At 34.2% G+C, this 11,425-nt stretch carries 13 protein-coding genes; 4 read left to right on the top strand and 9 right to left on the bottom strand.

The features are described 5' to 3' along the window. The first annotated feature begins 48 nt into the window (after positions 1-48). Positions 49-570, top strand: a complete 522-nt coding sequence (locus FA045_RS16595) for a hypothetical protein (RefSeq protein WP_136878210.1) — start codon at positions 49-51, stop codon at positions 568-570. Positions 571-636: 66 nt separating this feature from the next. Here the strand turns inward: FA045_RS16595 and FA045_RS16590 are convergent, their stop codons facing one another. The 3 genes from FA045_RS16590 to FA045_RS16580 form a co-directional block, all read right to left on the bottom strand. Further along, a complete protein-coding gene (locus FA045_RS16590; RefSeq protein ID WP_136878209.1) occupies positions 637-1,764 on the bottom strand; it encodes a DUF3095 family protein in 1,128 nt (375 codons plus the stop codon). 103 nt (positions 1,765-1,867) lie between these two features. After that, on the bottom strand, positions 1,868-2,200 hold the full coding sequence (locus FA045_RS16585) for a type II toxin-antitoxin system RelE/ParE family toxin (protein WP_136878208.1): 333 nt from the start codon (positions 2,198-2,200) through the stop codon (positions 1,868-1,870). After that, a complete protein-coding gene (locus FA045_RS16580; protein ID WP_136878207.1) occupies positions 2,190-2,396 on the bottom strand; it encodes a hypothetical protein in 207 nt (68 codons plus the stop codon). The genes FA045_RS16585 and FA045_RS16580 overlap by 11 nt, the downstream gene beginning before the upstream one ends. A 227-nt stretch (positions 2,397-2,623) precedes the next feature. Between FA045_RS16580 and ettA the strand changes: the two genes are divergently transcribed. After that, positions 2,624-4,303, top strand: a complete 1,680-nt coding sequence (gene ettA / locus FA045_RS16575; RefSeq protein ID WP_136878206.1) for an energy-dependent translational throttle protein EttA — start codon at positions 2,624-2,626, stop codon at positions 4,301-4,303. Between the two features lie 54 nt (positions 4,304-4,357). Here the strand turns inward: ettA and FA045_RS16570 are convergent, their stop codons facing one another. Then, the gene (locus tag FA045_RS16570; protein ID WP_136878205.1) at positions 4,358-4,651 is read right to left on the bottom strand and encodes a hypothetical protein; all 294 of its coding nucleotides are present in this window, start codon (positions 4,649-4,651) and stop codon (positions 4,358-4,360) included. Between the two features lie 86 nt (positions 4,652-4,737). Between FA045_RS16570 and FA045_RS16565 the strand changes: the two genes are divergently transcribed. Then, a complete protein-coding gene (locus FA045_RS16565) occupies positions 4,738-5,127 on the top strand; it encodes a response regulator (protein WP_136878204.1) in 390 nt (129 codons plus the stop codon). Positions 5,128-5,294: 167 nt separating this feature from the next. Here FA045_RS16565 and FA045_RS16560 read toward each other — a convergent pair whose 3' ends face one another. Further along, on the bottom strand, positions 5,295-5,510 hold the full coding sequence (locus FA045_RS16560; RefSeq protein ID WP_225871368.1) for a DUF1456 family protein: 216 nt from the start codon (positions 5,508-5,510) through the stop codon (positions 5,295-5,297). A gap of 92 nt (positions 5,511-5,602) precedes the next feature. Beyond that, positions 5,603-6,910: a DEAD/DEAH box helicase gene (locus tag FA045_RS16555; RefSeq protein ID WP_136878202.1), complete on the bottom strand. Its 1,308-nt coding sequence runs from the start codon at positions 6,908-6,910 to the stop codon at positions 5,603-5,605. A gap of 614 nt (positions 6,911-7,524) precedes the next feature. Here FA045_RS16555 and FA045_RS16550 point away from each other — a divergent pair. Further along, the gene (locus tag FA045_RS16550; protein WP_136878201.1) at positions 7,525-7,998 is read left to right on the top strand and encodes a ribonuclease H-like YkuK family protein; all 474 of its coding nucleotides are present in this window, start codon (positions 7,525-7,527) and stop codon (positions 7,996-7,998) included. 129 nt (positions 7,999-8,127) lie between these two features. On the opposite strand, the gene FA045_RS16545 is transcribed toward FA045_RS16550, so the two are convergent. The 3 genes from FA045_RS16545 to FA045_RS16535 all read right to left on the bottom strand — a co-directional run bounded on the left by FA045_RS16545 (position 8,128) and on the right by FA045_RS16535 (position 11,269). Then, complete coding sequence (locus tag FA045_RS16545; protein WP_136878200.1) at positions 8,128-8,712, bottom strand: DUF4468 domain-containing protein; 585 nt, start codon at positions 8,710-8,712, stop codon at positions 8,128-8,130. Between the two features lie 67 nt (positions 8,713-8,779). Further along, complete coding sequence (locus tag FA045_RS16540; protein ID WP_136878199.1) at positions 8,780-9,814, bottom strand: porin; 1,035 nt, start codon at positions 9,812-9,814, stop codon at positions 8,780-8,782. An 87-nt stretch (positions 9,815-9,901) separates the two neighbouring features. Then, positions 9,902-11,269, bottom strand: a complete 1,368-nt coding sequence (locus FA045_RS16535; RefSeq protein WP_136878198.1) for an ammonium transporter — start codon at positions 11,267-11,269, stop codon at positions 9,902-9,904. Positions 11,270-11,425: the final 156 nt, after the last annotated feature.

The raw sequence follows: 11,425 nt of genomic DNA, 5'->3' as shown, positions 1-11,425 counted from the left end.
AAGCATCTTTTAAAGTTTTTAATTAATTTAACCCAAAATATTAACACTATGAATATCGTAATTGAAAGAAATCTTGAACAACATCTTAAAATATTTAATAAGCAATGGATTTACAAGTCTAAAAAAACATTGATACTGCTCTCAATAATGTTATTAATGGGCCTATCAATCTTATTTTCAGAAATCATCAATAATAATTCAACTATTGGTGGTTTTAATCCTGCCTTTTTCTTTAGCGCTATAATTATTACCTATGCACTAACAATGTTAAGGGCTGCTTTAGTTATAAAAACTAATCATTTAACTAATTTAAAATTTCAATTATCACGAAATACTCAAAGTTTAATTAGCATAAACATAACTGAGAATTTTATCTCTGTTATATACCCATCATATACAACAATATTTAAGTGGGAAGCATTTACGTATTATAAAGTAATAAAAGAGAAAGTTTTCATCGATGCTAACCCAAAAAACATAGGCATTTTAATTAATTTCGATGAAATTAGCACTTCAGAAAAAGGCGAATTGCTTATATTTTTAAATAATATAGGCTTACAAAAAATTTAAGCAATAATTGTCTTTTTTTGCAACAGATAATTTAGCAAAGCGATTGCATTACAAAAATGCCAGTTCTCACATATTATTATTTAGCACCTTCCCTTTCAAAATTCCCGCAGCTTTTGTATAACCGCCTTCTGCCCCATCAACAAAATGGATATGGTCATCTTTCATATCTCTTACGTAACAAGACATTACAGAAGCATTGCTAATATGAAAACCATAGATAATCTCCTTGGCATTTTCCAAATCATCCAATACCTTAAACAATTGCGAACGCTGCAGCTCGGTACCACTAATTACGGTATTTATTTTGCCATCCATTACCAAAGTATCAGACATTTCTACTAAACGTTTCAAATATCTTCTGCCGTGATTGGTGAGAAAATAAATTGGCCCAAAAGAGGTTACAAACCAAGTTTGCAGTAACTCAAAAAATTTAATCTTACCAATTCTATTTCGCATTTCGGTTTTAATACGGTTGTAGGTGGTGTTTAATTTAAGTTTTTCTACAGATATGGGTTGCCTTTTTCTAACACTGCCATAAATTTCATCAATAGCTCTTAATACTTTGCTAAATGCTAATGCTTGTTTATCTACTTCGGGTGCTGCAATTAATAAGGTTAAAATTTCTTGTAAATCTGCCGGCGGACTAATCTGATCCCATCGGCATTGCATGCCATCTAAATCGAAATCTTCAAGCTCTCCAGCGGCTTGGTCAAGTTTATAAAACTCATCTTTAATTACATTTTCTGCATAACTCAATCCATCTCCTAAAATAACCGGAATGGAGAAAAACTTGGTTAGCCCATATTTACTTAAGTTAATTTTATAACCTTGTTTATAAATCTCCTCAACTGGTATGCTGCCTACACGTAAATCTAAACTGAATGTTTGCATCACATTCGTTTGATAAGCCATTAGCTTTTTCACCGCTAATTCTACCAAAACATCAGGCACCAAAAAAGTAGCACCATCGCCACCAAAGAAAAATGGGACAACAATTTTTGCCTTAAATGCTAAATTAAGTACTGTTACAATGCTGCCAGTAGCAATGTAATTTACATTTTGACTTGCACCTGTCAATACAGCACCTGTAGAACCTTTAATATCGGTTAAAATTACATGCCAATCTTTCGGCACTGCTGAAAAGGCATTAGCGTTTAGCAATAAATCGCTTAACCTACGCCTGTTTATTGGCATGTTGCCATAAAAATTATGAGTTGTTTGGGTCACTTTGACGTGGATCAATTATTGGCACTTATACAATTTAACACTAAAATTATAGAAAATGCTTTATAGCATTTTAGTCAGTAGATATCTGTGCTAAAAACCCACTAAGTTCTTTATCACTAATATTTTCCTTTTCAGATTTATCGTATATAGTTAACAGAAATACCTTTTGATTTTTAATTAAGATGTAAGTAATTACTCTAGCACCGCCCGATTTGCCCCTACCTTTAGAAGTGATAGCTATACGAATTTTATAACAGTCATTTCCCAAATGAACACCTAGCTTAGGATTTCCTTCTAGGCTATCCAAAAGTTCAACAAATTCTTTTTTTAAAGATATATACTTTTTGAGCAATTTTTTGATATCTCGCTTAAAGCGAGAAGTAGCAATAATTTCAAAGCTCATTTATTAATTCTCTTGCAGGTGTGCCATTTGCTTTACCGTCTTTAATGAGATTAACTTCTTCGATAGCTTCTTGTAAACCTTCAAAGACCTCAACCTTATAATTGCTAAGTGGCTTAGCTTTTACGTATGAAAAGTTTTTAAGCAATTCCATAAAAAAACTGGCTTTTTCATCTTTGATATCTAATAATACTTTCATAAGGTAAATTCTATTGCTTATCAAAGTTACTAAATAATTCGTCTTCATAAAAGCTCGAAACTTCAATAAATAGAAACTATAAATCTGCGCAAGGGATTGATGGCAGTTTCTATTTCGAATTACACATCTTCTCCCGAGAAATCTGGATTTTGCTTTGCTCAACATCTTCCATTTTACCTCTTCCATCTTCCATTTTAACAACTATCTTTGCATAAATACAATTAATTATGTCAGACGAAAAAATAATCTTTTCAATGGCTGGAGTGAGTAAAATCTATCCACCACAAAAACAGGTTTTAAAAAATATTTATTTATCATTTTTTTACGGCGCAAAAATCGGCGTTGTTGGTTTAAACGGTTCTGGTAAATCATCGCTATTAAAAATTATAGCAGGTTTAGATAAATCTTTTCAGGGCGAAGTAGTTTTTAATGCAGGTTATAGCGTTGGTTATTTAGCGCAAGAGCCCATTTTAGATGAAACTAAAACCGTTCGTGAAGTAGTTGAAGAAGGTGTTGCAGAAGTTACTGCCATCCTTAAAGAATATGAAGAAGTAAATGAAGCTTTCGGTTTAGAAGAAAATTATTCTGATGCCGATAAAATGGATAAATTGATGGCTCGCCAAGGTGAGTTACAAGATAAAATTGATGCCGTTAACGCTTGGGAATTAGATACCAAATTAGAAAGAGCAATGGATGCTTTGCGTTGCGCAGATCCTGATACTTTAATTGGTGTACTTTCTGGAGGTGAACGCCGTAGAGTTGCCATGTGCCGTTTACTATTGCAAGAACCAGATGTTTTATTGTTAGATGAGCCTACCAATCACTTGGATGCAGAGAGTATCGATTGGTTAGAGCAATTTTTACAAAACTATAAAGGAACGGTTATCGCGGTTACCCACGATAGGTATTTCTTAGATAACGTTGCAGGCTGGATTTTAGAGCTAGACAGAGGCGAAGGTATTCCATGGAAAGGAAATTACAGTACTTGGTTAGAGCAAAAAGCAAAACGTTTAGCACAAGAAGATAAAACAGAAGGCAAACGCCAGAAAGCATTAGAGCGTGAGTTAGAATGGGTTCGCATGGCACCAAAAGCTCGTCATGCAAAATCTAAAGCTCGTTTAGCCAACTACGATAAATTAGCTTCGGAAGACGGAAATGAACGTGAAGATAAATTGGAATTGTTTATTCCGGCTGGTCCGCGATTAGGTAATGTGGTTATTGAAGCTAATGGGGTAACCAAAGCTTATGGAGAAAAAATCTTATTCGAAAACCTAACCTTCTCTTTACCTCCAGCTGGTATTGTTGGTATTATCGGCCCAAATGGTGCTGGTAAAACTACTTTGTTCCGTTTAATTACTGGCCAAGAAACGCCAGACAAAGGAACTTTTAGAGTTGGTGAAACCGTGAAATTGGGTTATGTAGATCAAATGCACAACGATTTAGATCCTGAAAAAACAGTTTACGAAAACATTACCGACGGTTTAGACAACATGCTTTTAGGCAACAAACAGGCAAACTCAAGAGCGTATGTTTCTAAATTTAACTTCAATGGCGGCGATCAACAAAAGAAAGTTGGTGTGCTTTCTGGTGGAGAGCGTAACCGCGTACACTTAGCAATTACTTTAAAAGAAGGCGCTAACGTTTTATTACTAGATGAGCCTACCAACGATATCGACGTAAATACTTTACGTGCTTTAGAAGAAGCTTTAGAAAACTTTGGTGGTTGCGCAGTGGTAATTAGTCACGATAGATGGTTTTTAGATAGAATTTGTACGCACATTTTAGCATTTGAAGGCAACTCTGAAGTTTATTCTTTTGAAGGTAATTATTCTGATTATGAAGAGAACCGTAAGAAAAGATTAGGTGATATTGCACCGAAAAGAATTAAGTATAAGAAGATAGTTTAATTATAACAAAAGCTTTGATGACTTTCTATGTAGTTGTCAAAGCTCTTAAATTTACTATTTTTTCGTCAATTGATAAATTAATATCAATACCAAAACCACAACAACCATAAAAATCAACACAAATTTAATCTTCAAATTTTGATGCTTAAATTCTCCAGATTTGGCTTTTAAGAAAATGCTAGCGATTAAAAATACTAATGCTGCTGTAATTAAATAGGGAATATACTTCTGCAAAACAAAAGTTTGTTCTTTAAAAAACTGCCCAATTACTACTATTATAAAACAAATGTAGGCGGCATAACGTAATATTGGCTGTAGCTTTTGTTTATCCATAACAATGGCTAACATAACTAAAAATAGTTTCAAAGTATTGTAAACCGTAATGATTTTTCATTGTTATATAATTAATCTTACAATATTATATATTTGCGATTATGAAAAAGATACTTGTTGTTGACGATGACGATGATGTTTTAGAAACCATCCAATTGATTTTAGAAATTGGTGGTTACGATGTAGAGCCATTAAACGATGCTGAATTAATTTTTGAGCGTTTAGAAGATTTTAAACCAGACTTAATTTTGCTTGATGTTGTTTTGGGTAAAATTGATGGTCGAATTGTTTGCAGCCAAATCAAATCTCATGAAGACACCAAAAAAATCCCTATTTTAATGATGTCGGGCTTGTATGATTTAAAAGAGGTAAATGAGATGGAATGTGCGCCAGACGATTTTATGTCGAAGCCATTTAAAATGGATTTACTTTTAGAGAAAATCGAGAAATTGGTAAACAGAAAAGCAATACCCAAATTCGATATTAATTAGTTTACCGTCATTTCGACGATAGGAGAAATCTCAAAGTTAGCTACTGGTGGCTTCTGTAAAAAAATTTCACAAAGCAACAAGATTTAGCTTTGCTGAGCACTTCGTGGTTCTCGTCGCTTCCGATGTAAAATCGGAACAAGTACGCTCGTTCGAAATGACGATTTGTCTTATACTTTTTTCTCTTCTCTTGGTCCACGTTTGTAAATAACCAAACCATTTAAAAAATTACGCAAAATTTGATCGCCACATTTTTTGAAGTTAGGATGTTCGTCATTTCTAAAAATGTCGCCTAACTCTGCTTTTGTAACTGTAAATCCAACCAGTTTACATATTTCAATAATTTGGTCGCTATTTAAGGATAATGCTACCCTTAATTTTTTCATGATATCGTTATTGCTCATACCCCTAAATCCCCTAAAGGGAAATTAATTTCATTTATAAAATTTAACGTCACCCTCCCCTTTAGGAGTCGGGGTTACATTGCTGTTTCTATTTTAACTTTTTTATTCTTTACTCTTTCGTTGGCCAAAGCTCTTAAAACCTGAGGAACCATTTTCCGTTTAATAGCCACATAAGAAGCTTGATCTTTTACTTCAATTAAACCAACATCTTCTTTTTGTAAACCACCTTTTTTAAGGAGCATCCCTACAATATCAATTTTATTTACTTTATCTTTTTTACCTGCACTAATGTACAAGGTTTGCCAAATGCTATCTTGCGGTAACTTATAAGGGCCTTTTAATTTTTCAGTTTCGATATCAGCTTTTAAGAATGGGTATTTCTCGTCATCTGCCAAAATTAAATAAGCAGTTCCTTTCGCGTTCATCCTTGCTGTTCTACCGTTTCTGTGTAAAAATGCATCTTCAGTATAAGGTAATTGATAATGAATAATATACTCTATTTCAGGAATATCTAATCCTCTTGAAGCTAAATCTGTGGTAATTAATATTTTGATGCTTCCATTTCTAAATTTTAGTAAAGCTCTTTCTCTTTCGTCTTGCTCCATCCCACCATGAAAAATATCATGTGCTAAATCTTTATCAATTAATAAATCACTAATTCGATCTACTGTTTCTCTGTGGTTACAAAAAATTAAGGTTGTTTTACTTCCTATTTTGCATATCAACTCGAATAAAGTTTCTAGTTTATCCTCGGCTGTGGTTTGTACTTTCTTTAACTTTAAATCTGGAGAAGATTGTACATCTTGCAAAAAATTAATCTCCTTGTGGTTTTTTAAACCTGTAAAAGCAGGTATTTCTTCCATCGCAGTAGCGGAAGTTAAAATACGTTGCTTTAGCGAAAGTAAAGTTCCTATAATGTGCGACATATCTTCGGTAAAGCCAAATTCTAAGGCTTTATCAAATTCATCTAAAACTAAAGTTGTAACAAATGATTCATCAAAATTTTGATGGCGCAAATGATAAGCAATTCTGCCTGGTGTACCTATTAAAACTGCTGGTGGTTGTTCTAAATTATTACGTTCGGTTTTTATCGGGTGACCGCCATAGCAGCAATTTACTTTATAACCCGTTCCCATTTGCTTAAAAACTTGTTCAATTTGCAAAGCCAACTCACGAGATGGCACCAAAATTAAACATTGCACCCCTTTACTTTCTTTATTCAAATTATTTAAAACGGGAAGTAAAAAAGCTAAAGTTTTACCAGAACCAGTTGGCGCCAAAACCAAAATATCATTACCTTTTTTAGTAGCTGCTAATGATGCGTTTTGCATCTCGTTTAATGCAGTAATTTTTAGGTTATCGAGTATTGGCTGAAGTATCATAGCGCAAAGGTAAGAATTGTTTAGCGTAAGGCGCTATGCGTTTAGTGTTTTGAGTTATCCTATTATTACTATCCTTAAAAATCAGCATTAATAATTTTTATGAAAGGCAAATACAATTATATTATTAATGGTAGCCCCGCTCTGCACTACAATCTTTTTGTACACTTCGACTACGCTCAGTGTGACACAAAAAGGATTTTCGTTACTATCGGGCTTATTTACTTCATCCTGTAATACTATTTACTGTTGCAAAATGCCAATACACTTTCAATAAACCTATTGCTAGCAAGCCATGCAACTGTAAATTTTCGTACAAACTTTACATTTCTAAACCTAATGGAAGTGAGCACGATCCGCCGCGGCGGAGAAGTAAAACGTACAGCAGGACTAACATTAAAATGAAATACTGAATTTGCTTTTCAACTATTTAATTAAACTTTTGTCTGCTCATTTCTCAGAATCACTAACTTAATGTTATAGAAAACAAGCTTATCTTGTTGATAACCAAACAAATGTTGACAATTAAACAACATAGATTTAATCATTATCTCACATTAACCTCATAAATTTAATAAACCTGATTACGGGTTGTTAAACTTAACACCAATATACGTATGACTTGGAAGAAATTTAGTGGCGAAGTGATTCACTCGTCAATTTTAGAAGAAGTAGAAAACGCAATTATCCGTGAAACTGAAAAAGGCTTTAAATTAAAAGTTTGCATTGGTACCGATTCGCAAGTAAAAGGTGCCATGACCGATTTTGCAACAGTAATAGTACTACTTAGAGAGCATCATGGCGGCTTTATGTACATTGCACAAGATAAAACCACGCAACAAATGGGCATTAAAGAAAGAATGTTGGTTGAAGTGCAAAAATCTATCGAAACAGCTTATGCTGTATGTGATTTATTAGATTTATACGATGTAGATTTGGAAGTACATGCAGATATTAATACCAACCCGATGTTTAAATCTAATAAAGCCTTAAACGAGGCAATGGGTTATATTTTAAGTATGGGATTTATTTTTAAAGCCAAGCCAGAAGCATTTGCGAGTAGTACCTGTGCCGATAAAATGGTTCACTGAGGGGTTGGGTTTAGGGTTTAGATGGTTAGGGTTTAGAAGTTAGAAAAGACTAAAGATCTTACTAAACCAAAAGGTTGAGGAGTTTCACCTATCGACTTCACAACTCAACGACTTCCCAAACTCCACTACTTACCACTCCTTCTTTACCACCTTTTTTTCTACTGGTTTAACTTTAGCAGCTGGGATTGCATTCGCCATTTCATTTTTAAATTCTACTGCAAATTCTTTGGTAAACTTAAATGTTTGGGTTTTATATGCTTCCCATTCGCCGGCATTTAACTTACCAGGATTGTTTTCTAAAGGTACACCAACCGTTGTACTTGGCACAAAATTTCCGTATCGATCTCTCATGTAAGGGATAAACTTAAAATCGGTAAGCCAAAATCTGTATTTACCCTCTTTAATTTCAACCTGAAAATGATAAATTACTTCCCCCGATGGGCGAGACATGACCAACAAAGTTTTATTGATTACAAATTTACCACTGGCCATAATCACGGTATCACTTTGTGATTTTTTAAGCTTTAAAATTTTACTTTTCTTTTTAATAAACTCATTTGCTCTAGCTTGTAATAAGTCTATTTTTGATGTTGAATTTACAACTTCGTATTGAATAAACTTGCCGTTTTCATCAATAGGTAATGTATTTTCTGTTTGCGCATTGGCGCTGATGATTAAGACAAACGAGGATAGAAAACTTAAGAAAAACTTCATAGGCTAAATATAAAAAAAACGTCCCGATAAAAGCGAGACGTTTTATAAGCTAACGTTTTTTTTAGAATTAAAATGCGTAAACAGCAGCCAATGAGAATTGTGAAGCTGATTTTGTAGGTGTTAAGTTAGATTTTACAAAGCTTTGAGAGAAATCTTTATCATTATCGAAACGTACTTCTGGAATAAAAGTTAAACCACCTGCTTTAAGGTTAGCAGAAAAAGTGATAGAAGTAACACTAGGATTTGGTACCGAAGGAATATTGTAAGTAAAATATTCGCCTCTTAAACCTAAACCAACTGCCGGAGTAACCATATATTGCGGATATAAAGCAACACCCGTATAACCGCCATTACCACCAGAAACATGATAATCAGCCGCATTTAAACCTAATTTAAATTTATCAGTAACTTGATAAGCAGTTGTTAAATCGTAAATAGTTCCTGTACCAGCTGCACCTGCCGAATATCCCGATAGGAAATTCAAATAAGCTGTCCAACCCTCAACAGGCGAAACCATTAATTGAGCACCAACATGAGAAACACCATTAAAATCTTGGTAAGCGTTCCAATCGTTAAACAAACCGGCCATTAAGCTTACCTTATCAGAAAAAGCGTAAGTAGCTTTAACACCAGCATTTTGGAATGGTCCGTTGGTAAACAAATAAGAAGTAGAATAGTTAAAATTTGCCGCAGGCGAGATGACCTCGTAACCGATAAAAGTACCCATGTAACCAGCAGTCATGCTAAATTTATCAGAAAAAGCATAATTGATGTATAAGTTTTGAATGTTAAATGAGTTTTCGGTTTCATCGTAAACACCAGCAGCATTTGGTATAGATTGTGCCTGTCCGCGTGGTCCAAAAGACAGCTCACCTACAAATGATGCTTTACCAGTAGTTTTTTTCAATGCTAAATCGATCATCCCTAATGAAACAGAGTTTTGCTCATTGGCAAATGAAGTTTTAATATTTCCAGTTTTACTAAAATCGTACTTAAAATAAGTATCTACAGATCCAGAAATTTGCAATGGAGCAGCTTCTTGAGCTAAAGCTGCAGTGGTTAAACCAAATGTAAGAGCAGAAAGTAAAAGTTTAATTTTCATAATTAAAATTTAAAGCGTGAGTGGTTAGATTGATTGTATGAATAGAAAAAATAAGCGGCTTAAAATTTAATTTAAGCCGCTCACCTTTTATTTGTTTTCTACTTCTTGGCCTGCAACGATGAGCGTACCTTGTGAGTATTTCTCATTATGCTGACTGTAATCCAATCCTTCTTCTTCCTCTTCTGCAGTTACACGAATTGGTTGGAATACATTAATCAGTTTAAAAATTATAAAAGAAACTACAAAGCTGAAGATGATCACAATTATAGCACCCTTTACTTGTGTAAAAAAGAATTCTGTACCTCCGTAAAACAATCCATCTGCACCTGCACTATTTACTGTTTTGGTAGCAAATACGCCAGTTAACAACATTCCAACTATACCACCTACACCGTGGCAAGGGAATACATCTAAGGTATCATCTAAACTTGTTTTTTGTTTCCATGAAACCACTAGGTTTGAAATTACCGCAGCTACCGCTCCAATAAATATACTCGATGGAATGCTTACCAAACCAGCTCCTGGTGTAATTGCAACTAAACCTACAACCGCACCTATACAAAAACCTAAAACCGATGGTTTTTTACCTCTGGCTACATCAAAAAACATCCAACTTAATCCAGCAGCACCTGCAGCCGTGTTTGTTGCAACAAAAGCAGAAACAGCTAAGCTACTTGCGCCAACAGCAGAACCCGCGTTAAAACCAAACCAGCCAAACCATAATAAACCTGTTCCAATTAATACATAAGGGATATTAGCAGGTGGAACTTCTTTATGCTCTAAATGAGATTTTCTGCGTTTTAAAACCAAAGCACCAGCTAATGCTGCCATACCAGCCGAAATATGTACAACCGTACCCCCAGCAAAATCTAACACGCCCATTTTAAACAAAAACCCATCTGGGTGCCAAGTCCAATGTGCCAATGGAGAATACACAAATAAGGCGAAAAGAACAATAAATAAAATATATGAAGTAAAACGAATACGTTCCGCTACTGCGCCAACAACCAAACCAGGAGTAATGATGGCAAACATTAATTGAAATACAGCAAATAGTGATAAAGGAATTGTTGCAGCTAAGCTCCAAGAAGGCCCAGAGTTAACTCCCTGAAAGAAGAAAAACGTTCTTGGATCCCCTATAAAGCCTCCAATTGAAGTTCCAAATGCAAGACTAAATCCTACTACCACCCAAAGTACTGTAATTACCCCAGCGGCAACCACGCTCTTGATCATTGTAGAAAGTATATTCTTACGATGCACCATACCACCATAAAAAAATGCTAAACCTGGTGTCATTAAAAATACCAGCGCTGCGCAAACTAAAATGAATGCAATATCAGCAGCATTATATTTTCCCTCATCAAAGTTTGGGAGTAAAGGAATAAAAAGGGATAAAATTGCAACTATCATTAAAACTGCAAATGGACCCCACTGTTTGAATAAAACTTTTGCCATAATTTTGTATTTAGCGTTTGATTTGTGATTAATTAAGCTAAAACTATGAATTATTTTCATTGAAAATCAAATTTTATTAAAATATTTATCGAAAAACAAGAAAATAAAAGTAAAAACAACAAAAAATAACACTTTAAAACTATTAATATTCTTATT

This window comes from Pedobacter cryotolerans, assembly GCF_005116475.1.
Classification (GTDB): Bacteria; Bacteroidota; Bacteroidia; order Sphingobacteriales; family Sphingobacteriaceae; genus Pedobacter; species Pedobacter cryotolerans.
Note: the sequence above shows the minus strand (reverse complement) of the source record. Positions and strands in the feature narration are given on the sequence as shown.

Coding starts and splice junctions, on each gene's coding strand:
- FA045_RS16565 (WP_136878204.1), top strand. CDS start 4,738: ATGAAAAAGATACTTGTTGTTGACGATGACGATGATGTTTTAGAAACC.
- FA045_RS16550 (WP_136878201.1), top strand. CDS start 7,525: ATGACTTGGAAGAAATTTAGTGGCGAAGTGATTCACTCGTCAATTTTA.
- ettA (WP_136878206.1), top strand. CDS start 2,624: ATGTCAGACGAAAAAATAATCTTTTCAATGGCTGGAGTGAGTAAAATC.
- FA045_RS16590 (WP_136878209.1), bottom strand. CDS start 1,764: ATGCCAATAAACAGGCGTAGGTTAAGCGATTTATTGCTAAACGCTAAT.
- FA045_RS16540 (WP_136878199.1), bottom strand. CDS start 9,814: ATGAAAATTAAACTTTTACTTTCTGCTCTTACATTTGGTTTAACCACT.
- FA045_RS16560 (WP_225871368.1), bottom strand. CDS start 5,510: ATGAAAAAATTAAGGGTAGCATTATCCTTAAATAGCGACCAAATTATT.
- FA045_RS16555 (WP_136878202.1), bottom strand. CDS start 6,910: ATGATACTTCAGCCAATACTCGATAACCTAAAAATTACTGCATTAAAC.
- FA045_RS16585 (WP_136878208.1), bottom strand. CDS start 2,200: ATGAGCTTTGAAATTATTGCTACTTCTCGCTTTAAGCGAGATATCAAA.
- FA045_RS16535 (WP_136878198.1), bottom strand. CDS start 11,269: ATGGCAAAAGTTTTATTCAAACAGTGGGGTCCATTTGCAGTTTTAATG.
- FA045_RS16580 (WP_136878207.1), bottom strand. CDS start 2,396: ATGAAAGTATTATTAGATATCAAAGATGAAAAAGCCAGTTTTTTTATG.
- FA045_RS16595 (WP_136878210.1), top strand. CDS start 49: ATGAATATCGTAATTGAAAGAAATCTTGAACAACATCTTAAAATATTT.
- FA045_RS16545 (WP_136878200.1), bottom strand. CDS start 8,712: ATGAAGTTTTTCTTAAGTTTTCTATCCTCGTTTGTCTTAATCATCAGC.
- FA045_RS16570 (WP_136878205.1), bottom strand. CDS start 4,651: ATGTTAGCCATTGTTATGGATAAACAAAAGCTACAGCCAATATTACGT.